Consider the following 24,643-nt stretch of genomic DNA (forward strand, 5'->3'; position numbering starts at 1 on the left):
TCTCAGATCGGATCGAAGCCCGAGATCAGCCACTTCCCGTTGACCCGGTCCAAGGTCACCAGGATGCTGCTTTGGGCGACCGACGGCGTGGTCAGTGTTTCGCTGGTGGTGGCCTGATTGATGAACAGCAGCACCTTGGCGGTGTTTGCGTGCATCTCGGTGACCGCGCCCCGCGCCACATTCGCCGTGGTGGAGACCTGCTTGGTCTGCACCGCCGGACGCACCGCCTCGTCAGTGAAATCGATGTAGTAGTCCAGGAAGTCGCCGGTCAGCCGGGACTTGGCGTCGCTGAGATCGGACTCCAGGGTCTCCGGTGAGTAACTCAGGATGGCCACCGCGCCGGACTTGGCGACGTCGAGCACGGTGGCCTGGGCGGCGGCGTCGGTGAGCTGGGCGGGCCGGTAGCTGGTGAAGTACAGCGTCACCGCCAGCGCCGCGCTGGCCAGCAGCAGCACCGCCAGGGTGATCGCGCCGATCATCGCCCAGCGCAGCCGCGCACCGGCCTCGGCGGCCAGCGTCTCGGCGGGCACCGCCGGCTCCTCCCCGGCGGGCTCCTCCCCGGCGGGCTCCTCGGCCTGCGGTGCGGTCTTCTCCAGCGAGACCTGCTCGATCACGGCCTCACTGACCGGGACGTCCTCCATCGAGACCGTCGGTTCGGCGGGGCCGGCGTTCAACTGGCCGGCGTTCAACTGGTCGGCGTTCAACTTCGGCTCCTGGCTCACAGTACGAACTCCACCTTCGACATCTTGATCTGGTCGCCGTCGCGGCTGACGGTGACGCGCAGCCGCCACGCCCGCGGAGGCTGTTTGGCGGCCGCGGTGTTGGACACCTCGGAGCCCGCGGCGACCAGCACCACCGCGGAATCCCGATACAGCTCCTCGACCGCGCTGGTCTTGACCTCGGCCGTCGTGGTGACCTTCGAGCTGCGCAGCACGGTCAGGAAGTCGCCGCGGGACCTCTCGAAGTCGTCCCGGAATTCCCCGGTGGTGGTGTCGATCAGCCGCTGCAGGTCTTCGTCGCCCTTGGTGAAGTCCATCGACAGCAGGTTGACCACGCCCTGGTTGGCGGCCGCGACGAACGCGGCCTTGTGCTCGGCGATCTCGCGCTGCGCGCCGCGGTTCCAGACGATGAACGCGCTGAGCCCGATCAGGATGCCGACCAGCACCATCGCCACCGCCGCAGCCACCCAGGCGCCCAGGGCCGCGGTGAGCCGCGGCCGGCGCGCCGGCCGGCCAGCGTCGGTCTCCTCGGCCGAGGACTCGGGGGCCTCCGGCGTGGGAGCGTCGGGCTCGGGCTCGGTTTCGGGCTCAGGCTCGGAGTCCGCCGCGGCCGGTTCGTCGGGCTCGGGCTCGGTTTCGGGCTGGCCGGGCGCCTCGGCTCGGGCGCGGGCGGCCAGCGCGGCCGCTTCGGCGGCCTGGGCCTCGGCTTCGGCAGCCTCGGCCTCCGCCGCGGCGACCAGCGCCAGCACCTCTTCGCTCGCCAGCTGGCGGCCCTGGGCCGTTTCGGCGTCGAGCTCCGGCGCGGCGTCGTCGGTGCGGCCCGATCGGCGCGACCACCTGGACAACCTCGGCATTGTCCGGGCTACCTCCTGCTCAGCGTCGATGTGGGCGAGAACGACGTTACTCCCCGGTTGGTGTGATCACCCACCGGCGTTTCCGTTTCTCCGCCTCAATTGCGTACCCGCCAGCGGAAATGAAATTTCCATTTTCCGGAAATCCGATCCTCTGGTGCGCGCGGAGCCAAGGCGCAACCGGGCGACCGAGGGGAAACTCTCCGCACCGACGGTACCGGCCTGTGTCCACCGGACGGGTATCGCCGTGGTGGGATTGACCCGTTCGGGTTACCGTCGTCGCCCCAGCCAGGAGGTATTCGTGTCCGACGCCAACGATGACGCGATCACCGCGCAGCACCTCGTGGCCGACGAGCCGGGTGACCCCGGTCGCTGCGCACCGGCGATCCGCGCTCGCGGAATCCGGGTCAGCGGACCGTGGGGACCGGTGTACGGCCCGGTGGATCTCGACGTCGATGCCGGTGGCGTCACGGTGCTGCAATGCCCGACCGGCTCCGGGCGGACGGCCCTGCTGCTGACCCTGGCGGGCCGGATGAAACCGAAGTCCGGGACGATCAGCGTCTTCGGCCGGACCCGGGCCAAGGACATCTTCGCCCACTCCGGGCTGGCCGGCATTGACGAGCTCGACGCCGTCTACGAATCGGTCACCGTGGGCGATCTGATCACCGAGCAGCTGCGCTGGGCCGCCCGGTGGTATCGGTTGGTGCCCCGTGCCGACGCCGACGACCTGCGCCGGGTGTGCCGGCCGGTGTTCGGCGACCTGCCGCTGCCGCCGCTGAGCGAGTACGTCGAGGAGCTCACCGAGCTGGACCGGCTGCTGCTGCGGATCACGCTGGCCAATATCAATCGTCCGGAGTTGCTGGTGGTCGGCAACCTCGATTACGTCACCAGCGACCGCAACCGTGAGTTGTTGCTGGACCGGCTGATCGCGCTGGGCGCCGACCAGACCATCGTCACCACCAGCGTCAACCCGCTCGCCGCCCGGGACAACCTGACCCAGCTGCCCGTCGAGAACGTCGCCCGCGCGGAACTGGCCCGGCTGGCCAATGACCCGCACCCCGCACCGTCGCCCGCCGCTGCCGTCCCGGCCGGTGAGAAGGGAACCGAGTAACCGTGCTTGCCGGAATGTCGCTGGGGACCGATATCAAGCGGTACAGCCGCGGAGCGTTGCCGAGGATCGCGCTGGCGGTCGTCGTGCTGCTGCCGCTGCTGTACGGGGCGATGTACCTGTGGGCGTTCTGGAATCCCTTCAACGAGGTGAACCGGGTACCGGTGGCGCTGGTCAATGCCGACACCGGCACCGTGGTGGACGGCAAGCCGCTGCACGCCGGGGACCAGGTCGCCCAGGCGCTGATGGATTCCGGCCAGTTGGACCTGCACGAGATGTCCGCCGAGCAGGCCGCCGCCGGGGTGTCCTCGGGCAAGTACTACTTCTCGATCTCGCTGCCGGAGAACTTCAGCGCCCGGATCGCCTCGCCCACCGGCAAGAATCCCGAGCAGGCCCAGGTGGAGTTCACCTTCAACGGTGCGAACAACTATCTGGCCTCGATCATCGGCCAGAACGCTGCCCGCGAGGTGATCAACGAGGTGAACGCCGAGATCGGGCAGCAGGCCGTCGAGACCGTGCTGACCGGGCTCACCGACGCGGGCGCGGGCCTGGGCCGGGCCGCCGACGGCGCGCAGCAGCTGGCCACCGGCTCCCGGGCGCTGTCCACCGGGCTGACCACCGCCCGGGACGGTTCGGCGCAGTTGGCCGCCGGCACCAAACAGCTGCGCACCGGGGTGGACAAGGCGCTCACCCCGATGATCGATGTGCTGGCAGATCTGGACACCCTCGAGGTCAACCCCGACGACATTGCCGAGGCGGCCGGGCACCTGGCGGCGGCCGTGCGCTCCACCAGCGAGCGGGTCGAGGCGCTCAACCTCAACTACGGGCAGGCCGCCGTCGTCGTCGACCAGGTGGTCGCGACGCTGCGCAACAGCCCCGATGAGACCGTCCGTCACACCGGGGATTTCCTGGCCAGCGCCCAGCGGCTGATGCGGGCCAAGGACCTGGACCCGGCCACCCCCGCCGGGCTGGCCAAATTGCGGGAGAACTCCGCCAAGCTGGAGCACGACCTGGCCGACCCGACCAGCAAGCTGCGGGTGTTTCTGACCAAGGCCACCAGCGGCGAGCTGCGCCGGGACGCGATCAAGCTGCGCGACGGGGTCGATGCGCTGGACAATGGGGCCCGCGCGCTCAACCGCGGGATGGTCCAGCTGGCCGACGGCGCGGTCAAGGTGGCCGACGGCAACGCCGAGCTGGCCGAACAGCTGCGCGCGGGCACCGCCCAGGTGCCGTCCTGGACGCCCGAGCAGCGCGCCGCCACCGCCAAGACCCTGGCCGCACCGGCGAAACTACAGCTCATCGAGCACAACCCGGTGGCGACGTTCGGGACCGGATTCGCGCCGTTCTTCATGCCGCTGGCGTTGTTCATCGGCGCGCTGATCGTCTGGATGGTGCTCAAGCCGCTGCAGGCCCGTCCGATCGTCAGTGGACTGAGCGGGTTGCGGGTGGCGCTGGCCTCCTACTGGCCGGGCCTGCTGATCGTGGTGGCCCAGGTCGCGGTGATGTACGTGGTGGTGCACTTCGGCGTCGGGCTCAACGCCAAGTACCCGCTGGCCACGGTGGCGTTCCTGACACTGGTTTCGGCGGCGTTCCTGGCCATGATTCAGGCGTTCAACGCGGTGTTCGGGGTCGCCGTCGGCCGGGTGGTGACGCTGGCGTTCCTGATGTTCCAGCTGGTTTCCGCCGGCGGCATCTATCCCGTGGAGACGACGGCCAAACCGTTCCAGTGGATCCACCCGTTCGATCCGATGACCTACGCGGTCAACGGGCTGCGCCAGCTGACCGTCGGCGGCATCGACGCGCGGCTGTGGATCGCGACGGCGGTCCTGGCCGGGATCCTGGCCGGGTCGCTGGCGTTGAGTTCCTGGTCGGCCCGAAGAAACCGGCAGTACACGATGGAGCGGCTGTACCCACCGATCGAGGTGTAGCGCTCAGTCCTCGCGCCGGGGTTGCTCGAAGTACTCCAGCAGATAGCGGCTCTCCTCGATCTCACCGATGGTGCGCCGCGCCTTGCGCCGGGTGATCAGGATGGCTCCCGCGGTGAATGCCCAGACCGCGTACTGCACGCACCAGGCCCATCGGAACGCGTCGAATGAGTAGCCTCCGGCGGCGCCGATCACCGCGCCCATGGCCTGCATCACCAGCAGCGAGGCCAGGAAGCCGCCCATGTTCACGATGCCCTGCGCGGTGCCGAGGATGCTGCCGGGATTGAAGGTGCGGGCGAAGTCGAAACCGACCATCGAGCCGGGGCCACCGATCGAGATGATCACCACCAGCAGCACCAGCAGCCAGACCGGGGCCGGGCCCGGCAGCATCAGCACGGCGGTCCAGATCGCCGCGTTGCTGGCGATGATGCCCAGCACCAACCGGGCGCGGCGATGCGGGTAGCGGCTGGTCCAGATGCCGATCACGATGCCCGCGGAGATGGCCGCGGCCACCGACACCACCAGCATGGATCCGGCGGCCTCCCGGGACATGCCCTGCGCGGCGGTCAGGTACGGCACGCCCCACATCAGGGCGAACACCGTGACGGAGAACTGCGTACCCATGTGGATGAAGAATCCGAGCCGGGTGCCGGGGCGCAGCCACACCGTATTGAGGCTGGACAGGGTTTCCCGGACCCCGGCCGAATGCAGGTTCGGCACCCGGCCCGCCGGGGTGTCGCGGACCAGCGCGAGCACCAGCACGACGGCCAGCACGCCCAGCGCCGTCGCCGACAGGTAGGCGGCGCTCCAGCCGCGGCCGAGCAGGATCGCCAGGAACGGCAGGGCCGAGAGCACCTGACCGAACTGTCCGCAGATCCCGGTCAGCTGGTTGACCAGCGGGATCCGTCGTTCGCTGAACCAGTAGGGCACCAGGCGCAGCACCGAGATGAAGGTGAACGCGTCGCCCAGGCCCAGCAGCGCGCGGGCGGCCATCGCCGACGGCAGCGATTCCGTCGCGGCCAGCGCGAACTGCCCGCCGGCCATCAGCAGGCCGCCGACGGCGATCATCGCCCGCGAGCCGAACCGGTCCAGCAGCAGCCCGGCCGGCACCTGCGCGGCGGCGTACACCACGACCTGCAGCACCACGAAGGTCGACAGCGTGCTGGGGCTGGCGCCGAAGCGGTTGGCGGCGTCGAGGCCGGAAACCCCGAGCGAGGTGCGGTCCAGCACCGCCACCACGTAGGCCAGCAGACCGGTGGACCAGACGATCCAGGGGCGAATCCCCATCGGCGTTCTTTCTCTCGCGATGCTGCGGGCCACGGCTGGGCCCGGTCCATTATCGGCGCACCGGATTCCGGTTCGTCGGGGGATAAGGTTCCGCCAGCGAGGCTCCTTGGATCAAGCGAATTTCTGTCCTGGGGTGTGATCGTGGCCTCGCTGTCCCGCCGTGACCTGCTGAGGCTGCCCGAGGCGCGTGAGCTGTACCGGGCCGGGCTGAAGATCGTGTCCTGCTACCAGTTCGGCAAGGGCGAGACCGCCGACTGGCTGCCCGGTGCGTCCGCCGGTGTCGAGCACGCCAAGCGGGGCTGGCAGCTGCACACCGCCGCGGGCGGTCCGATCGGCGCCCCGGTGTACGCCTCGATCGACGACGATCCCAGCTATGCGCAGTACCGGGCCCAGGTGGCGCCATACCTGCGCGGCTGGGAGTCGGTGATCGGGCGCGTCGCGCATCCGGCCGCCCACCTGCACCAGGTGGAGATCGATGCGCGCAGCGTTGGGGGCGTCGACGTCAATCACGTACTCAAACCGCAATTCGGGCAGTGGGATTGACCCGGGGCGCGAGGTTACTTCCCAGTAAGGAAGCCAGCAAACATTTGCTTGGTTGGGTCGCGGGGCTCGCCGCCTCGAGTGTGGCCGAACACAATGCGGCTTCGTGCGGCCCGCGCGGGCGAAATCAAATTATAACGATTTGATAACGCAAGCGCTGTGAACTGCGCTGTTCTCCTTACTGAAGCGTAACCACCTGCTTCCAGCAGCTTTGTCCGGTCAGTGTCAGGCGCGCCCGCGGCCGGTGGCGGCCTCGCGATCGGTTACCCATCCGTAGAACCCGCGAGTAACGATTTCGCACGCAGAAATGTCGCGTTCCTTATGACACTCTTAGTACAGCTGCCCGGGGGCTTTCTGACCCGTCGGGCGGGACAGGCCACCGGCCGCCGACACCCGCGGTTTCACCACCGGTGTCCGGCGCCTGGTTCAAGGACGAACCTGGTTCACGGATGAACCGCGGCCGACGACGACGCAGACAACCGCAGGGAGAGCGACAAGGTGACGATCCACGAGCACGGGCACGTTTCCATGAACGACGATGGCAGCGCCGCCGGGCACAGCTCCACCGGATCGAACTACGCACTGGTTGATCGACTGACCGCGGGGGAGCCCTACGCGGTCGGCTTCGGCGGCCAGGGCGCCCCGTGGCTGGAGACGCTGGAGGAACTGGTCTCCTCGGCCGGTATCGAGACCGAGCTGGCCACCCTGGCCGGTGAGGCCGAGTTGCTGCTCGAGCCGGTCGCCAGCGAGCTGCTGGTGGTCCGTCCCATCGGATTCGAGCCGCTGGCCTGGGTCCGCGCGCTGGCCGCCGAGGAGCCGGTGCCCACCGCCAAGCAGCTGACCTCCGCCGCGGTCTCGCTGCCGGGTGTGCTGCTCACCCAGATCGCGGCCGTTCGCGCGCTGGCCCGCCAGGGCATGGATCTGGTCGCGCACCCGCCGGTGGCCGTCGTCGGCCACTCCCAGGGCGTGCTGGGGGTCGAATCGGTGCGCGCCGGCGGCAGCCAGGACGTCACGCTGCTGGCGCTGGCGCAGCTGATCGGCGCCGCCGGCACCCTGGTCGCGCGTCGCCGCGGTATTTCCGCGCTCGGCGACAACCCGCCGATGGTGTCGGTGACCAACGCCGAGCCCGAGCGGATCCGTGCGCTGCTCGACGAGTTCGCCCAGGACGTGCGCACCGTGCTGCCCCCGGTGCTGTCCATCCGCAACGGGCGGCGCGCCATGGTCATCACCGGCACGCCCGAACAGCTGTCCCGCTTCGAGCTGTACTGCGAGCAGGTCGCCGACAAGGAGGCCGCCGAGCGGAAGAACAAGGTCCGCGGCGGTGCGGTCTTCGCCCCGGTCTTCGAGCCGGTGGAGGTGGAGGTCGGTTTCCACACCCCGCGGCTGGCCGGTGCCGTCGACATCGTGGTCGGCTGGGCCGCGGCGGTCGGCATCGACCTCGACCTGGCCCGGCGGATGACCGAGGCGCTGCTGATCGAGGAGGTCGACTGGGTCGACCAGATCGACACGGTGCACGCCGCAGGCGCACGCTGGATCCTCGACCTGGGCCCCGGAGACCTGCTGACCCGGATCACCGCCCCGGTGATCCGCGGCCTGGGCATCGGCGCCGTCCCGGCCGCCACCCGCGGCGGCCAGCGCAACCTGTTCACCATCGGTGCGGTGCCCGAGGTGGCCCGGCCGTGGAGCAGCTACGCCCCGGCCGTCGTCGCGCTGCCGGACGGCTCGGTGAAGCTGTCCACCAAGTTCACCCGGCTGACCGGCCGGTCGCCGATCCTGCTGGCCGGCATGACGCCCACCACCGTCGACGCCGCGATCGTCGCCGCGGCCGCCAACGCCGGCCACTGGGCCGAGCTGGCCGGCGGCGGCCAGGTCACCGAGGAGATCTTCGACCGTCGGATCGCCGAGCTGAACACCCTGCTCGCGCCCGGCCGGGAGGTCCAGTTCAACTCGCTGTTCCTGGACCCCTACCTGTGGAAGCTGCAACTGGGCGGCAAGCGGCTGGTGCAGAAGGCCCGCCAGTCGGGCGCCCCGATCGACGGCGTCGTGGTCACCGCCGGCATCCCCGATCTGGAGGAAGCCGTCGCGCTGATCGAGGAGCTCAACGAGATCGGCATCAGCCACGTGGTGTTCAAGCCGGGCACCATCGACCAGATCCGGTCGGTCATCCGGATCGCCGCGGAGGTCCCGGGCACCCCGGTCATCGCCCACATCGAGGGCGGCCGCGCCGGCGGCCACCACTCCTGGGAGGACCTCGACGACCTGCTCCTGAGCACCTACTCCGAGCTGCGCGGACGGTCCAACCTGACGATCTGCGTCGGCGGCGGCATCGGCACCCCCGAGCGGGCCGCCGAATACCTGTCCGGCCGGTGGTCGCAGGCGCACGGCTACCCGCTGATGCCGGTCGACGGCATCCTGGTCGGCACCGCCGCGATGGCGACCCTGGAGGCCACCACCTCCCCGGCGGTCAAGCAACTGCTGGTCGACACCGTCGGCACCGATCAGTGGGTCGGGGCAGGCCAGGCCGCCGGAGGCATGGCCTCCGGGCGCAGCCAGCTCGGCGCCGACATCCACGAGATCGACAACACCGCCTCGCGCTGCGGGCGGCTGCTCGACGAGGTCGCCGGTGACGTCGACGCCGTGGCGGAGCGCCGCGACGAGATCATCGCCGCGATGGCCGACACCGCCAAGCCCTACTTCGGCGATGTCGCCGACATGACCTATCTGCAGTGGCTGCGCCGCTACGTCGAGCTGGCGATCGGCGACGGCGACTCCACCGCCGACACCAAGTACGACGACTCGCCGTGGCTCGATCGCACCTGGCGGGACCGCTTCCAGCGGATGCTGCAGCGCGCCGAGGCCCGGCTGGCGCCGGTGGACGCCGGCTCGATCGACACCAAGTTCGCCGACACCCCCGCCGGCGAGGCGCTGCTGGAGAACCCCGACCGCGCGCTGGCCGAGCTGCTGGTCGCCTACCCGGACGCCGGCGCGGTCACGCTGCACCCGGCCGACGTGCCGTTCTTCGTCGAACTGTGCAAATCGCTGGGCAAGCCGGTCAACTTCGTCCCGGTGATCGACAAGGACGTGCGGCGCTGGTGGCGCAGTGACTCGCTGTGGCAGGCGCACGACGCCCGCTACTCCGCCGATCAGGTCTGCGTCATTCCGGGCACCGCCGCCGTCGCCGGCATCACTCGCGTCGACGAGCCGGTCGGGGAGCTGCTCGACCGGTTCGAGCAGGCCGCCATCGACGACACGCTGGCCGCCGGCGCGACCCCGACCCGGGTGCTGTCCCGGCTGGAGAACGTCACCGGACCGCTCGCGCTGGTGCTCTCGGCCCCCGACGTGCTGTGGGCCGGGCGGATCGCCACCAACCCGGTGCACCGGATCGCCGCGCCGCAGGACTGGCAGGTGCACGAGAACGGCACCGCCATCGAGCATCGCACCGGCGCCCGGCTGGCCGCCGACGGTGCGGCCGTGGTGCTGTCGGTGCCGCTGTCGGGCACCTGGATCGACATCGCCTTCACCCTGCCGCCGACCACGGTCGACGGCGGCGCGCCGGTGGTCTCGACCGCCGACGCGGCGACCGCGATGCGCGCGGTGCTGGCCATCGCCGCCGGGGTCGAGGGCCCCGACGCCCTGCCCCCGGTCGTCGACGGGTCCACCACCGTCACCGTCGGCTGGGACCCCGAGCGGGTCGCCGACCACACCGGGGTCACCGCGACCTTCGGCGCGCCGCTGGCGCCGACCCTGTCGGTGGTGCCCGATGCCCTGGTCGGCCGCTGCTGGCCCGCGGTGTTCGCCGCCATCGGCGCCGCGCACACCGACGTCGGCTTCCCGGTCGTCGAGGGCCTGCTGAGCCTGGTGCACCTCGACCACGCCGCCCGCCTGCTGGCGCCGCTGCCGGCCGAGCCGGCCCGGCTGACCGTCACCGCAACCGCCGGCGCGGCCTACGACACCGAGGTCGGCCGGGTGGTGCCCGTCGAGGTCACCGTGCGCGACGCCGACGCCCAGGTGCTGGCCGTGCTGGAGGAGCGCTTCGCCATTCGCGGGCGCACCGGTGCCGTCGAGCTGACCGACCCGGTCCGGGCCGGTGGCGCGGTGTCGGACAACGCCACCGACACCCCGCGCCGCCGGCGCCGCGACGTGATGCTGACCGCGCCGGTCGACATGCGCCCGTTCGCGGTGGTCTCCGGCGACCACAACCCCATCCACACCGATTGGGCCGCCGCGCTGCTGGCCGGCCTGCCGGCGCCGATCGTGCACGGCATGTGGCTGTCGGCCGCCGCCCAGCACGTCGTCACCGCCACCGACGGCAAGCCGATCCCGCCGGCCAAGCTGCTGGGCTGGACCGCCCGCTTCCTCGGCATGGTCGCCCCCGGAGACGAGGTCGACTTCCGCGTCGACCGGGTCGGGGTGGACCTGGGCGGGGAGGTCCTGGAGATCTCCGCGCGGGTCGGCTCCGACCTGAAGATGTCGGCGACCGCGCGGCTGGCCGCGCCCAAGACCGTCTACGCCTTCCCCGGCCAGGGCATCCAGTCCAAGGGCATGGGCATGGACGTGCGGGCCCGCTCCAAGGCCGCGCGCAAGATCTGGGACAGCGCCGACAAGTTCACCCGCGAGACGCTGGGCTTCTCGGTGCTGCACGTGGTCCGCGACAACCCGACCAGCCTGATCGCCGCCGGTGTGCACTACGAGCACCCCGAGGGCGTGCTGTACCTGACCCAGTTCACCCAGGTGGCGATGGCCACCACGGCCGCGGCGCAGGTCGCCGAGATGCGCGAGCAGGGCGCCTTCGTGGAGGGCGCCATCGCCTGCGGCCACTCCGTCGGCGAATACACCGCGCTGGCCTGCGTATCCGGTGTGATCGAGCTCGAAGGGCTGCTGGAGGCGGTGTTCCACCGCGGCTCCAAGATGCACGACATCGTGCCGCGCGACGAGCGGGGCCGGTCCAACTACCGGCTGGCCGCCATCCGGCCGTCCCAGATCGACCTCGACGACGCCGACGTCACCGATTTCGTCGCCGAGATCGCCGAGCGCACCGGTGAGTTCCTGCAGATCGTGAACTTCAACCTGCGCGGCAGCCAGTACGCGATCGCCGGAACCGTCCGCGGCCTGGAGGAACTGGAGCGAGAGGTCGAGCGTCGTCGCGAGATCAGCGGCGGCAAGCGGTCGTTCATCCTGGTGCCCGGCATCGACGTGCCGTTCCACTCCAGTGTGCTGCGGGTCGGCGTGGACGATTTCCGGCGCAGCCTGGAGCGCGTGCTGCCGCGGGACCGCGATCCGGAACTGGTGGTCGGGCGCTACGTTCCGAACCTGGTGCCCCGGCCGTTCACCCTGGACCGCGACTTCATCCAGGAGATCCGCGATCTGGTGCCGGCCGAGCCGCTCGACGAGATCCTCGCCGACTACGACACCTGGCGTAACGAGCGGCCCAGCGATCTGATGCGCAAGGTTGTCATCGAGCTGCTGGCCTGGCAGTTCGCCAGCCCGGTGCGCTGGATCGAGACCCAGGACCTGCTGTTCATCGAGGAGGCCGCCGGCGGTCTCGGGGTGGAGCGGTTCGTCGAGATCGGCGTGAAGAACGCGCCGACCGTCGCCGGCCTGGCCACCAACACCCTCAAGCTGCCCGAGTTCGCCCACAGCACCGTCGAGGTGCTCAACGCCGAGCGCGATGCCGCGGTGCTGTTCGCCAACGACACCGACCCGGAGCCGGAACCCGAGATCGAAGAGGCAGCTCCCGAAGCCGCCCCGGCCGCGGTGGCCGCGCCGGCACCGGCGGCCGCGCCGGCCGCCGGATCCGGTGGCCCGCGCCCCGACGACATCACCTTCGATGCCGCCGATGCCACGGTCGGCCTGATCGCGCTGAGCGCCAAGATGCGCATCGACCAGATCGAGGGGCTGGACTCCATCGAGTCCATCACCGACGGTGCGTCCTCGCGTCGCAACCAGCTGCTGGTCGACCTGGGTTCCGAGCTGAACCTGGGTGCCATCGACGGTGCCGCCGAGGCGGATCTGGCTGGGCTCAAGGGACAGGTCAGCAAGCTGGCCCGCACCTACAAGCCGTTCGGCCCGGTGCTCTCCGACGCCATCAACGATCAACTTCGTACGGTGTTCGGTCCGTCGGGCAAGCGCCCGGCGTACATCGCCGAGCGCGTTGCCAAGGTCTGGGAGCTGGGCCCGGGCTGGGCCAAGCACGTCACCGCCGAGGTGGCGCTGGGTACCCGTGAGGGCAGCAGCGTCCGCGGCGGTGACCTGGGCGACCTGCACCCCGGCGCACTGCCGGACACCGCCGGCGTGGACAAGGTCATCGACGCCGCCGTGACCGCCGTCGCGGCCCGCCGGGGCGTGGCAGTGTCGCTGCCTTCGGCCGGCGGTGCCGGTGGGGGCGTGGTGGATTCGGCCGCACTCGGGGAGTTCGCCGAGAAGGTCACCGGCCCCGACGGCGTGCTGGCCTCGGCCGCTCGCCTGGTGCTGGGCCAGCTCGGTCTGGATGCGCCGGTGGGCGTCTCCGAGGCGTCGACCGACGCCGAACTGATCGACCTGGTCACCACCGAACTCGGCTCGGACTGGCCGCGGTTGGTGGCCCCGGCCTTCGACGGCAAGAAGGCCGTCGTGTTCGACGACCGCTGGGCCAGCGCCCGGGAGGATCTGGTCAAGCTGTGGCTGGCCGACGAGGGCGAGATCGACACCGACTGGTCCCGACTGTCCGAGCGTTTCGAAGGTGCCGGGCATGTCGTTGCCACCCAGGCGAATTGGTGGCAGGGCAAGTCGCTGGCCGCGGGTCGCATCACCCATGCCGCATTGTTCGGGCGGATCGCGGCCGGGGCGGAGAACCCCGGCAAGGGCCGCTACAGCGATGAGGTTGCCGTGGTGACCGGGGCCTCCAAGGGCTCGATCGCCGCGTCGGTCGCCGGGCAGCTGCTCGACGGCGGAGCCACGGTCATCGCCACCACCTCACGTCTGGACGACGACCGGTTGGCGTTCTACAAGGAGCTGTACCGCGAGAACGCCCGCTTCGGCGCCACCCTGTGGGTGGTCCCGGCCAACATGGCGTCCTACTCCGACATCGACAAGCTGGTCGAGTGGGTCGGCAGCGAACAGGTCGAAAGCCTTGGGCCGCAATCGATCCACCTCAAGGATGCGCAGACCCCGACGCTGCTGTTCCCGTTCGCCGCGCCGCGGGTGGCCGGAGACCTCTCCGAGGCGGGGGCACGCTCGGAGATGGAGATGAAGGTCCTGCTGTGGGCCGTGCAGCGGCTCATCGGTGGGCTGTCGACGATCGGTGCCGAGCGGGACATCGCCTCACGGCTGCACGTGGTGCTGCCGGGCTCGCCGAACCGCGGCATGTTCGGTGGCGACGGTGCCTACGGCGAAGCCAAGGCCGCGCTCGACGCGCTGGTGAACCGGTGGAGTGCCGAGGGCGCCTGGACCGACCGGGTCAGCCTGGCGCACGCGCTGATCGGCTGGACCAAGGGCACCGGGCTGATGGGTCACAACGACGCCATCGTCAGCGCGGTCGAAGAGGCCGGCGTCACCACCTACAGCACCGCGGAGATGGCGGCCATGCTGCTGAAGCTGTGCACTCCGGAGTCCAAGGTGGCTGCCGCCGGGACACCGATCAAGGTGGACCTGACCGGCGGGCTGGGTGACATCAAGCTCGACATGGCCGAGCTGGCCGCCAAGGCCCGTGAGGAAATGTCCGGTGCCGCAGCCGAATCCGCTGACGACGAGGACGAGGGCGCCCTTGCGGCGCTGCCGTCCCCGCCGCGCGGACACCACCCGGCACCCGCACCCCAGTGGGACGACCTCGATGTTGACCCGGCCGACCTGGTCGTCATCGTCGGCGGCGCCGAGCTCGGCCCGTACGGCTCGTCGCGGACGCGTTTCGAGATGGAGGTTGCCGGCGAACTGTCGGCCGCCGGTGTGCTTGAGCTGGCCTGGACCACCGGCCTGATCAAGTGGGAAGACGATCCCAAGGCCGGCTGGTACGACACCGCAACCGGTGAGCTGGTGCCCGAATCGGAGATTGTGGAGCGCTACCACGAGGAAGTCGTGCGGCGCTGCGGCATCAGGGAGTTCGTCGATGACGGGGCGATCGACCCCGATCACGCCTCGCCGCTGCTGGTCAGCGTGTTCCTCGACAAGGACTTCAGCTTCGTGGTGTCCAGCGAGGCCGACGCGCGGGCGTTCGTGTCCTTCGACCCCGAGCACACGGTGGCCCGGCCGGTGCCCGATTCCGGTGACTGGCAGGTGATCCGCAAGGCGGGCACCGAGATTCGGGTTCCGCGGAAGACCAAGCTGTCGCGCACTGTCGGCGCCCAGATTCCCACCGGGTTCGACCCGACGGTGTGGGGCATCACCCCGGACATGGTCAATTCCATTGACCGGGTGGCGCTGTGGAACATCGTCGCCACCGTCGATGCGTTCCTGTCCTCGGGCTTCACTCCGACCGAGCTGATGCGTTGGGTGCACCCGAGCCTGGTGGCCTCCACGCAGGGCACCGGCATGGGCGGCATGACCTCGATGCAGACCATGTACCACGGCAACCTGATGGGTAAGGCAAAGCCGAACGACATCCTGCAGGAGGTGCTGCCCAACGTTGTTGCCGCACACGTCATGCAGAGCTACGTCGGTGGATACGGTGCGATGGTCCATCCGGTCGGCGCCTGCGCCACCGCCGCGGTGTCGGTCGAGGAGGGGGTCGACAAGATCCGCCTCGGCAAGGCCGACCTGGTGGTGGCCGGCGGCTTCGACGACCTGACCCTGGAGGCCATCATCGGCTTCGGTGACATGGCGGCCACCGCCGACACCGAGGTGATGCGGGCCAAGGGCATCAGCGACGCGAAGTTCTCCCGGGCCAACGACCGCCGTCGTCTCGGCTTCCTGGAAGCCCAGGGCGGTGGCACCATCCTGCTGGCCCGCGGCGACCTCGCCGTGAAGATGGGCCTGCCGGTGCTGGCCGTGGTCGGCTACGCGCAGAGCTTCGCCGACGGCGTGCACACCTCGATTCCGGCTCCGGGCCTCGGGGCGCTGGGCGCCGGCCGGGGCGGCCGGGACTCGCAGTTGTCCCGCTCGCTGGCCAAGCTGGGGGTCGGCGCCGATGACATCGCGGTGATCTCCAAGCACGACACCTCGACGCTGGCCAACGATCCCAACGAGACCGAACTGCACGAGCGGCTCGCCGACTCGATGGGTCGCTCGGCGGGGGCCCCGCTGTTCGTCATCAGCCAGAAGACGCTGACCGGGCACGCCAAGGGCGGTGCGGCGGTGTTCCAGATGATGGGTCTGTGCCAGGTCCTGCGCGACGGCGTCATCCCGCCCAACCGCAGCCTGGACTGCGTCGACGACGAGCTGGCCAGCTCCGGTCACTTCGTCTGGGTGCGCGAAACGCTCGACATGCGGGGGAAGTTCCCGCTCAAGGCCGGTCTGGTCACCAGCCTCGGGTTCGGTCACGTGTCGGGTCTGGTCGCACTTGTGCACCCGGAGGCGTTCATCGCCGCGCTGGATCCCGCCGATCGCGACGACTACCGCAAGCGCGCCGCGCAGCGCACCCTGGCCGGTCAGCGTCGGCTGGCCGCGGCGATCGCCGGTGGCCGGCCGATGTACGAAAAGCCCGCCGACCGCCGGTTCGACCACGACACACCGGAGAAGCGTCAGGAAGCGGCCATGCTGCTCAATGCGGAGGCTCGCCTCGGTGACGACGATCTGTATGTGCGGTGAGCGCATACCCGGAAAAGTGAGCTAGGTTCGCAGCCATGGCGATTGTGGGCATAGGCATCGATCTGGTTTCCATACCGGATTTCGCCGAGCAGGTTGACCAGCCGGGCACGGTGTTCGCCGAGACATTCACCCCGGGGGAGCGTCGGGACGCCGCCGACAAGAGTTCGGTGGCGGCCCGGCACCTGGCGGCCCGCTGGGCGGCCAAGGAGGCGGTGATCAAGGCCTGGTCGGGTTCCCGGTTCGCGCAGCGGCCGGTGCTCAAGGAGGCGATCCACCGCGACATCGAGGTGGTCACCGACATGTGGGGTCGGCCCAAGGTGCGGCTGTCCGGCGAGATCGCCGAGCACCTGGCCGACGTCACGATCCACGTCTCGCTGACCCACGAGGCGGACACCGCCGCGGCGGTGGCCATCCTGGAGACGCCGTAGCCGATCAGCCGAACCGGCTGTAGCAGTCCTCCAGGTTCGCGCCGACCAGCCCCGAGCGGTAGGCGACGATCCGGGTGAACCCGGCGGGAACCGTGCCGCCGTCGACGTCGCTGGCGGCCAGCCCGTTGCTGAGCAGCCCGGCCACCGCCTCATCGATGTCCCCGGCTGTCAGCACCAGGGTGGCCCCGGACGGCGTCTTGACCTCCTGGGCCATCGCGCGCTGGGCGGCCCCGGTCAGGCAGGCGGTGCGCAGCCCGACCACCGCGCCGCGCAGCGGCATGTCCCGGCCCTGCTGCACGGCCAGCGCATAGCGCGAGGTGAGCAACGCCAGCGCGGAATTGTCGCCCTGGACCAGCACCAAGTTCTTCTCGCTGGCCGGCTGCCCGACCTTTTGGAGTCCGGGCAGGTCGACGGCGATGGTGTTGGTCGACGGGCAGTAGGAGACCGGCGGGGTGGCCTCGGCATCGGCGCACGGTGACTCCGTCAGCGCAAGTGTCGGCGGGTTCGCCGGGGCGTAGACCGCGCCGAGCACCTCCATTGCGTTGCCGAGCAACTCCTCGTCGATCTCGGCGTCGCGGCTGATCAACCCGCCGAGCGGATCCACCTTGAGGGAGTCGGGCAGATCGCCCTGGCGCCGTTTGATCTCGGCGGCGTCGATGCCGGCGCATGCCGAGGATCCGGAGGTGAAACCGAGCTGGAACGCGCTGATCCGCTCGATCGCGGTGCCGTGCCCATCACCGGGGTCGTCGAGTGGCGACAGCACCGGATCGCGCAACACCAGCAGGCCCGCCAGCACCTTGTTCAGGCCCTCACCGGTGCTCAGCTCGAATCGGGTCGAGGACCCCTCGGCGACCCAGCGCAGGTAGTCGCCGGCGAAGCAGTCCGCCTGCTGCTCGGCGACCAGCACCGAGGTGCGCCGGGGGTTGGTGAGATTGGCCATCCGCTGCAGCGCATGGCCGTACTCGTGGGAGAGCACCCCGGTGACGGCCAGCTCGCCGAAGAACTTCTTCGCGATCGGCAGGAACAGCCCGCGGTCCCAGGAGATCTGCCGGTTTCCCAGGCAATAGCTGGCGTTGACCACTTCGTAGGTGTCGTGCCCGCAGAACTCCGGGCCGTGTTCACGGGCGTCGTAGGACATCAGGCTGTCGACCGGGCGGAAGGTGCCGGGCAGCGCGGGGGAGTAGTTGTTCTCCCAGTACTCCTCCAGATCGTTGATCGACAGCGTCGCCAGCTTGTCGATGTCCCCGTTGTCGGTGTTGATCACCGCACCGATTGGTGCCGGGCCGTCCGGACGCAGCCCGCTGGGCCCTTCGGTGACGGCCATCCCGCCGACCCGGCTGGGGTTGTACAGCGAGGAGGTCGCCTGACCCTCGACAACGCCGCCGCAGCCGGCCAGCACGAGCACCACGGCCGCGGCCAGACCGGCCAGGGAGGTGTGCTTCACCCGGAGCTTCATCCGAAACAGCTTAGTTCGCCCGCTGCGCCGCAAAGCACGGCTTTCCCGGGTGGGAATAGGCTTGGCCGATGACTGATCTCGCCGCCCGCGTTGCCGAGGTGCTGCCGTCGGTGCGGGCCGACCTGGCGGACCTGGTCCGGATCGAGTCGGTGTGGGCCGACCCGGCTCGGCATGCCGAGGTGCACCGCAGCGCCGCGGCGGTCGCCGAGCTGCTCACCGGCGCGGGTTTCCCGGACGTCGAAATCGTCGCCGCCGGAGGCGCTCCGGCAGTCATCGCCCGCCATCCGGCGCCGCCCGGTGCACCGACCGTGTTGCTGTACGCGCACCACGACGTCCAGCCCGAAGGCGATCCGGCGCAATGGAACTCGCCACCGTTCACCCCGACCGAGGCCGACGGCCGGCTCTACGGTCGGGGCGCGGCCGACGACAAGGCGGGCATCGCGATCCACCTGGGGGCGATGCGCGCGTTCGGCGGCGCCCCACCGGTCGGGCTGACGGTGTTCGTCGAGGGGGAGGAGGAATCCGGCTCCCCGACGCTGGGCGCGCTGCTGCACGCGCACCGCGAGGCGCTGGCCGCCGATGTCATCGTCATTGCCGACTCGGCCAACTGGACCACCGAGATCCCCGCGCTGACGGTGTCGCTGCGCGGTCTGGTGGACTGTGAGGTTGAGGTCGCCACCCTGGACAAGGGGCTGCACTCGGGGCTGTGGGGCGGGGTGGTGCCCGACGCGCTGGCCGTGCTGGTGCGGTTGCTGGCCAGCCTGCACGATGACGACGGCAACGTCGCGGTCGCGGGCCTGCACGTGCCGCCGCAGTCGCAGCAGTCGCTGGATCTGACGCCCGAACAGGTTCGCGCCGATGCCCGGCTGCTGGCCGGGGTGCGGGAGATCGGCAGCGGCACCGCGTGCCAGCGGATGTGGTTCAAACCCGCGGTCACGGTGATCGGCATCGACACCACCGCGGTTGCCGCCGCGTCGAACACCCTGCTGCCGCGGGCCCGGGCCAAGATCAGCATGCGTGTCGCGCCGGGCGGTGACCCCGCCGCGCATCTGGCCGCGCTGCGGGCGCACCTGCAGGCCCACGCGCCGTGGGGAGCACAGGTCAGTGTCACCGACGGCGAACTGGGTCAGCCCTACGCGATCGACGCGACCGGCCCGATCTACGACGCGGTGCGCGCAGCGATGCAGACGGCCTGGGGCGTCCCGCCGGTGGACATGGGCATGGGCGGGTCGATCCCCTTCATCGCGGAGTTCGCCGCGGCGTTCCCGGCCGCGACGATCGTGGTCACCGGGCCGGAAGACCCCGCGAGCGCGGCGCACAGCGTCAACGAAAGCCTGGACCTCGGGGTACTGGCCCGGGCGACCACCGCCGAGGCGCTGTTCCTGGCGGCCCTGGCGCCGGGGGACTGACCTCTTCCTCGCGTCAGACGGTGTTGTTGCGTCTGATCTCTTCCTCGCGGAAAAACGCCGCTCGTCGAATCAGACGGTGTTGTTGCGTCTGATCTCTTCCTCGCGGAAAAACGCCGCTCGTCGAATCAGACGGTGACCCGGGCGCGGCCGGACCAGAACGGGGTGCGCAGGTCCCGCTTGAGGATCTTGCCGGTCGGGTTGCGCGGCAGCGCCGCCAGGATGTCGATGTCCTTGGGGCACTTGTAGTGTGCGAGCCGGTCCCGGCACCAGCCGATCAGCTCCGCGGCGGTGGTCGACGACGCCGAATCGGGGGCCAGGGCGACCGCGGCGTGCACGGCCTCCCCCCACTTCTCGTCGGGCACGCCGAACACCGCGACCTCGAGCACCGCCGGATGCTCGGCCAGTGCCCGCTCCACCTCCAGCGAGTAGATGTTCTCGCCGCCGGAGATGATCATGTCCTTGAGCCGATCCTCGACGAACAGGTAGCCGTCGGCGTCGATGCGGCCGATGTCGCCGGTGCGCAGCCAGCCGTCGGCGGTGATCGCCTCGGCGGTGGCCTCCGGGCGGTTTCGATAGCCCTTCATCAGCTGCGGTGTGCGGAACCACAATTCGCCCTGCTCGCCGCGCGGGCGATCGATGCCGGTCTCCGGGTCGACCACCCGGAGCTCGGCCTGCGGGACCAGGGTGCCCGCACTGATCAACCGCTCGGGGTGTGCGGTGTCGCGGTGATCGTCGGGCATCAGATGGCTGATCACCCCGCACACCTCGGTCAGGCCGTACACCTGAATGAAGTCGGTGTTCGGCCACGCGGCCAGCGCGGCGCGCAGCAGCGGCAGCGGCATCGGCGACGCGCCGTAGCTGAATGTTTTGAGCGCGCCGAACAACCCGACCGCGTCCGGCCCGGCCTCGAGCACCATGGCCAGCACCGCCGGCACCAGGAAGGTGCGGTTGGCGCCGGCCAGGATCGCGCCGGCCAGCGAGGCGCCGTCGACCTCGCGGGTCATCACCGACGGGAAGCCGTCGTGGATCGGCACCTGGACGTAGGACGAGCCACCGACGTGGAACAGCGGCATCGACACCATGCACTTGTCGCCCTCGTCGAAGGCCCAGCCCTCGTGCGAGCACCGGGTGTGCGCGATCAGGTTCGCGTGGGTCAACTCCACGCCCTTGGGGCGGCCGGTGGTGCCCGAGGAGTACATGATCAGCACCGTGTCGTCGGGGTCGCGTCCGGTGGCGGGCGCGACGGGTTCCGATCCGCGCACCAGCGCCTCGTACTCGTCGTCGTCGGTGCCCTCGGGGGTGATCCCCACAACGGTGGCGATGGCCGGCAGCCGGTCGGCGACGGCGGCGATCAGCGGGCGGAACTCCTCCCCGACGATCAGCAGTTTGGCCTCGCTGTCGTTCAGCACATACTCCAACTCGGCGCCGGCCAACCGGAAGTTGACCACCACGGTGGCCGCGCCGAGTGAGGCGGCCGCCATCGTCAGCTCCACCCCGGCGGGATGGTTCTTGTCCAGGAACGCCACCGTGTCGCCGACGGCGATGCCGCGGTGCTGCAGCGCCCCGGCCAGCCGGCGGATCCGGGCATGCCACTGGGCCCAGGTCCAGGTCCGGCCCAGATAGCTGATCGCCTCGCCGTTGGGGGTGGTCTCGGCCCAGTGCGTGAGCCGGTCGTCGAGCAGGGTCGGGATCGGGGCGGTTGCGGTCATGGCGCGGTCCTTGTCTGGTCGGCGGATTCGTGGTCGGGTGCCCACGGGTACTTGCCTGCGGGCAGGATCGCGGCTGTCTTGAACATTAACCGCAGAGTCCGTTCGTCGGCGCTGTTCACGGTGATGCCGGTCAGCGCCCGGGCCCGCGGATGCTGCATGGCCCGGATGGCCGCCTTCGGGGCCAGCCGCTGCCACCAGTCCGACGGTGCGAAGATCTCCGCGCGGAAGCGCTCGAAATGCTCTCCGGCGGAAAGTTCTGTGGCGCAACGTTGTTCGAAGTAGTCGCGGAAGTCGGGCCAGTGCTGCGGCATTGGACGGGTGGAAATTCCATAGCGCCGATACCATCGGCAGCACTGTTGGTAGAGCTGTTCGTGCGCGTCGGGATCGAGCGGGCCGAGCCGCTCGGCCACCGCGAACACGGTGTCCACCAGCGTCGCGTGCTGAAAGTGGAACAGCTCCGGGTTCAGCGAATGATAGGACCGTCCGGTGTCGTCGACGCCCTTGACGTGTTCGTGGGCGAACCGGATGAACGGCCGCATGTCGCGGGCCGATCCGGCGATTTCGATGACGGCGGGCATCGTTCGGCGTTCGTGCTGCCAGATCCGCTCCCGGTACAGCGAGTGCTGGAAGATCCCCGCGGCAATACCGGGATGCAGCAACTGCAGGCAGATGGCCCGCGGCAGCATCAGCAGGAAGCGTCGGTCGGCCAGGCACCGACGAAGCATGTCGGTCAGATCAGTGGCTTCTTCCGCTTGAGCCGCCAGCGCAGATCTTTCATCAGCACCGCGTAGTTGTAGGTCCGCAGCCACTTGGGGATGAATCGGTTGACGTAGGAGACGAACAGGAAGAGGTGCTCGAAACGGCGCCGGTCGGTTTCGGTCCACTCCACGCCGAGCTGCTCCCGGAAGATCGGGGCCAGGAAGCCAATGGTCAGGAACCGCAGCAGCGGTGCCAGCAGCACCCGCGGCACCACATTGATCATCTTCAAATCGATGAGGTCGCAAAGGAAATCGCCGACGAAATCATCGATCTGGATGCGTTCGCACGCGGTGTTCCAGTACACGTCGAAGTCGGCGCGGCTGGCCGGCCACATCTCCTCGGTCACCTGCAGGGTGGTGCCGATCGGCATGGCGCTGCGAAAGAACGTTTCGGCCTGCTCGTCGGTCAACGCGCCGTGCAGCAGCTGGTAGGTGTCCTCGTAGAAGATGAACAGGCAGGCGGCCACCCACAGTTGCAGCTCGCGGTTGAACGCGTTGTATTTCACCGGGCTTTCCGCGGTGGAGCGGACCTGCCGATGGGCGACGTTGACGGCCTCCCGGTAGGCCAGGCGCTCCTCCTCGGTGCCCAGGATCGCCACCGCCATGTACTGCGCGGTGGTCCGCAGCCGCTTCCACGGGTGGTGCATCAGGGCGCCGGAATGCACCCGACTCTCGGCCACCCCGTAGCCGACCTCCGGCCAGCTCAACTGCATGACCACGTTCGCCGCCGATGCCGCCGACGACCAGAAGTCGAGCGCGTCGGTGACCGTGACCACCGGCTTGCGGTTCCAGCGTCGGGTGCGCTGGGTGACCTTTATTCGGGTCTGCGCGCAGGTCAGCGCCGGTGACTGCGGGTCGGCAGCCAGGTCGGGCAGGTAGTGCGTGGGCATCGGGATTCCTTTCGGCAGACTGTCGGGGGCGAGGGTCGGGGGGCGTTCAGAGGGTTTCGACGTTGCCGACCAGCCACCGGTCGCCGCTGCGCTGCAGGCTGACCAGCATCCGGTAGCGCTGCTTGTTGCCCGCGGGGGCGGTCACGTTGGTGACCTGCTGGTCGACGAACGCGATCAACGTCGCGGTGTGCTCATCGAGGCTTTCCACGGCGACGTGTTTGGCGGTGGCGGTGGCCACGCCCTTGCCGGCCGTGACGATGTCGCGCAACGCCGCCACCATCTCGTCGTACTTGCGGCCGAACTCCGGGGTTGAACCGGCGGTGACGGTCGCCTTGTTGGCGTCCAGGTTCTGGTAGTCGAAGGAGGACATCGCCGACAGGTAGCCGCGGGTGGTGTCGACGGCCTCGTTCTGCATCCGATGCAGCTCGCTTTGCTGGTAGAGCGTGTAACCCAGGGCCGAGCACACCGCCACGAAGGCGACGATCAGCCCGGCGAGCAGGGCATGCCAGAGCTGGATGCCGCCGCGCCGGGTGCCCTCGCCGGGATCGTCCGAGGCGCGGGTGTCGGTGTCGGTGTCGATATCGGCGGCGGGGGTGCCCTCCGGCGGAGCATCGGTCTGGTGATCCGATGCGGCCGGCGCCTCCTTGGTGTCAATTCGGGACACGATTGCCTTTCAGGATCATTCGCCACTTGTAGGCGAGTTCGGCCAGGGTGGGGATCTTGATCGGGTCCGCCACGACCTCGGGGCCGACCAGGCCGCCGGGAGTGGTGGAGTTCTGCGTGCCGAGCTCGTTGGGCCGCGGCGCGTTGGCCGCACCGCGCATCTGGGTGTCCGGGGCGGGTGGGCAGTAGCGCACCAGGTTCGGTTCAACGGGGCTCAGATCCCCGATGGTGCGACGCTCGACGTCGTGCACACAGACCGGACCCTGGGTCGCCACCAATGCGAAGTCGGCGCGGTCACCCTTGACGATCGAGGACAGCGCGTTGAGCCCGTCGGGGATGCTGGTGAGCCCGGCATCGAGCGCGGCCTGCCGGTCGCCGATGATCGGCGTGACGGTGGCCAGATTGGCCAGCGTCGCACCGAAGGTGCCCCGGTAGGTGTCCAGCACCGTGCGGATCGCGGCCAGCGTCCCGGGCGCGTGGTCGGTCAGGTACAGGAAAACCGGGCCGCTGTCGTCGAGTTGCCGGGTGAAGCCGGCGGCCGCGGCCATGCCGCGGGTGAAGCCGGTGCCCTGGGCGGACATGGTGGTGACCAGCCGGGCCGTGCCGTCCATCAGCGGTGCCAGATCGCCCATCTTCGCGCGCATCCGGCCGGAGATGACGGCGCCGTTGTCGATCAGGGTGGCCAGGCTCGGTCCCAGCCCGGTGAACGAGGCGGACAGTTCGTCGGCGACGGCGCCGACGGCCTCGACGTCGATGCCGCCGACCAGGTGCGCGGCGTCGGACATGACGCGGTCCATCTGGACCGGCTGGCGTTCTGCGGGGGCGGCAATGGTGTCGCCGGCCTCGAGGTATGGGCCCGCGTCGGACTGCGGAAGGATGTCCACGCTCTGGATGCCGACCGCGGTGCTCATCCCGACCGTCATGATCGAATCGCGGGGAATCGCGGTGCCGGGGCGGATTTCCAGGGCCACCGCCGCGGTGCCGTCGGGGCCGAGCCGGACCGCGGTGACGGAGCCGACCTCGACGCCCCGAACGGTGACGCTGGTACCCCTGGTCAGGCCGAAGGCGTCGGACATGGTGGCGTGCAGCGGCATCGGTTCGCGCAGCCCCGCGGGGCCGGCGACGAACTGCACCCCGAAGGGCACCACCACCGCGGCGATGGCCAGGAACATCAGCATCTGAA

General features: G+C 70.0%; 14 protein-coding genes and 1 pseudogene. 6 read left to right on the forward strand and 9 right to left on the reverse strand.

Annotation, left to right across the window (positions count from 1 at the left end; genetic code table 11):
• Positions 1-2: 2 nt before the first annotated feature.
• Together G6N10_RS00845 and G6N10_RS00850 are read right to left on the reverse strand one after the other, a co-directional pair.
• Positions 3-722, reverse strand: coding sequence for a hypothetical protein (locus G6N10_RS00845; RefSeq protein ID WP_085093573.1), 720 nt, complete (start codon positions 720-722; stop codon positions 3-5).
• Positions 719-1,564, reverse strand: coding sequence for an Rv1363c family protein (locus G6N10_RS00850; RefSeq protein WP_109750405.1), 846 nt, complete (start codon positions 1,562-1,564; stop codon positions 719-721). The genes G6N10_RS00845 and G6N10_RS00850 overlap by 4 nt, the downstream gene beginning before the upstream one ends.
• 349 nt (positions 1,565-1,913) lie before the next feature.
• Here G6N10_RS00850 and G6N10_RS00855 point away from each other — a divergent pair, with 349 nt between their 5' ends.
• Together G6N10_RS00855 and G6N10_RS00860 are read left to right on the forward strand one after the other, a co-directional pair.
• A complete protein-coding gene (locus G6N10_RS00855; RefSeq protein ID WP_407664008.1) occupies positions 1,914-2,681 on the forward strand; it encodes an ATP-binding cassette domain-containing protein in 768 nt (255 codons plus the stop codon).
• A 14-nt stretch (positions 2,682-2,695) separates the two neighbouring features.
• On the forward strand, positions 2,696-4,606 hold the full coding sequence (locus G6N10_RS00860; RefSeq protein ID WP_085093575.1) for a YhgE/Pip family protein: 1,911 nt from the start codon (positions 2,696-2,698) through the stop codon (positions 4,604-4,606).
• 3 nt (positions 4,607-4,609) lie between these two features.
• Here the strand turns inward: G6N10_RS00860 and G6N10_RS00865 are convergent, their stop codons facing one another.
• The gene (locus G6N10_RS00865; protein WP_085093868.1) at positions 4,610-5,884 is read right to left on the reverse strand and encodes an MFS transporter; all 1,275 of its coding nucleotides are present in this window, start codon (positions 5,882-5,884) and stop codon (positions 4,610-4,612) included.
• Between the two features lie 174 nt (positions 5,885-6,058).
• Between G6N10_RS00865 and G6N10_RS00870 the strand changes: the two are divergent.
• The 3 genes and pseudogenes from G6N10_RS00870 to acpS form a co-directional block, all read left to right on the forward strand.
• Positions 6,059-6,433 (forward strand): annotated as a pseudogene (locus tag G6N10_RS00870) (DUF1906 domain-containing protein); the annotation flags it as partial.
• 495 nt (positions 6,434-6,928) lie between these two features.
• Complete coding sequence (locus G6N10_RS00875) at positions 6,929-16,147, forward strand: type I polyketide synthase (protein WP_085093577.1); 9,219 nt, start codon at positions 6,929-6,931, stop codon at positions 16,145-16,147.
• Between the two features lie 35 nt (positions 16,148-16,182).
• Positions 16,183-16,575: a holo-ACP synthase AcpS gene (gene acpS, locus G6N10_RS00880; protein WP_085093579.1), complete on the forward strand. Its 393-nt coding sequence runs from the start codon at positions 16,183-16,185 to the stop codon at positions 16,573-16,575.
• Between the two features lie 4 nt (positions 16,576-16,579).
• Here acpS and G6N10_RS00885 read toward each other — a convergent pair whose 3' ends face one another.
• Positions 16,580-18,031: a neutral zinc metallopeptidase gene (locus G6N10_RS00885; protein WP_085093581.1), complete on the reverse strand. Its 1,452-nt coding sequence runs from the start codon at positions 18,029-18,031 to the stop codon at positions 16,580-16,582.
• A gap of 68 nt (positions 18,032-18,099) precedes the next feature.
• Between G6N10_RS00885 and G6N10_RS00890 the strand changes: the two genes are divergently transcribed.
• Positions 18,100-19,440: a dipeptidase gene (locus G6N10_RS00890; RefSeq protein WP_085093583.1), complete on the forward strand. Its 1,341-nt coding sequence runs from the start codon at positions 18,100-18,102 to the stop codon at positions 19,438-19,440.
• 125 nt (positions 19,441-19,565) lie between these two features.
• Here the strand turns inward: G6N10_RS00890 and G6N10_RS00895 are convergent, their stop codons facing one another.
• From G6N10_RS00895 to G6N10_RS00915, 5 genes are read right to left on the reverse strand one after another with little or no spacing between them, the layout of a single operon-like run.
• Positions 19,566-21,149, reverse strand: coding sequence for a long-chain-fatty-acid--CoA ligase (locus G6N10_RS00895; protein ID WP_085093585.1), 1,584 nt, complete (start codon positions 21,147-21,149; stop codon positions 19,566-19,568).
• Complete coding sequence (locus G6N10_RS00900) at positions 21,146-21,874, reverse strand: oxygenase MpaB family protein (RefSeq protein ID WP_085093587.1); 729 nt, start codon at positions 21,872-21,874, stop codon at positions 21,146-21,148. Before G6N10_RS00900 ends, G6N10_RS00895 begins: the two co-directional genes overlap by 4 nt.
• Positions 21,875-21,879: 5 nt before the next feature.
• Entirely contained in the window at positions 21,880-22,797 is a 918-nt protein-coding gene (locus G6N10_RS00905) for an oxygenase MpaB family protein (protein WP_085093589.1), read from the reverse strand.
• Positions 22,798-22,843: 46 nt separating this feature from the next.
• A complete protein-coding gene (locus G6N10_RS00910) occupies positions 22,844-23,461 on the reverse strand; it encodes an Rv1363c family protein (protein WP_109750407.1) in 618 nt (205 codons plus the stop codon).
• Positions 23,448-24,638: an MCE family protein gene (locus G6N10_RS00915; protein WP_234810461.1), complete on the reverse strand. Its 1,191-nt coding sequence runs from the start codon at positions 24,636-24,638 to the stop codon at positions 23,448-23,450. The genes G6N10_RS00910 and G6N10_RS00915 overlap by 14 nt, the downstream gene beginning before the upstream one ends.
• Positions 24,639-24,643 lie beyond the last annotated feature (5 nt).

It is taken from the genome of Mycolicibacterium fallax, from assembly GCF_010726955.1.
Lineage (GTDB): Bacteria > Actinomycetota > Actinomycetes > Mycobacteriales > Mycobacteriaceae > Mycobacterium > Mycobacterium fallax.

Bases quoted from the DNA above. Each gene is read 5' to 3' on its own strand.
- G6N10_RS00860 (WP_085093575.1), top strand. From the start codon at position 2,696: ATGTCGCTGGGGACCGATATCAAGCGGTACAGCCGCGGAGCGTTGCCG.
- acpS (WP_085093579.1), top strand. From the start codon at position 16,183: ATGGCGATTGTGGGCATAGGCATCGATCTGGTTTCCATACCGGATTTC.
- G6N10_RS00885 (WP_085093581.1), bottom strand. From the start codon at position 18,031: ATGAAGCTCCGGGTGAAGCACACCTCCCTGGCCGGTCTGGCCGCGGCC.
- G6N10_RS00890 (WP_085093583.1), top strand. From the start codon at position 18,100: ATGACTGATCTCGCCGCCCGCGTTGCCGAGGTGCTGCCGTCGGTGCGG.
- G6N10_RS00895 (WP_085093585.1), bottom strand. From the start codon at position 21,149: ATGACCGCAACCGCCCCGATCCCGACCCTGCTCGACGACCGGCTCACG.
- G6N10_RS00900 (WP_085093587.1), bottom strand. From the start codon at position 21,874: ATGCTTCGTCGGTGCCTGGCCGACCGACGCTTCCTGCTGATGCTGCCG.
- G6N10_RS00905 (WP_085093589.1), bottom strand. From the start codon at position 22,797: ATGCCCACGCACTACCTGCCCGACCTGGCTGCCGACCCGCAGTCACCG.
- G6N10_RS00915 (WP_234810461.1), bottom strand. From the start codon at position 24,638: ATGCTGATGTTCCTGGCCATCGCCGCGGTGGTGGTGCCCTTCGGGGTG.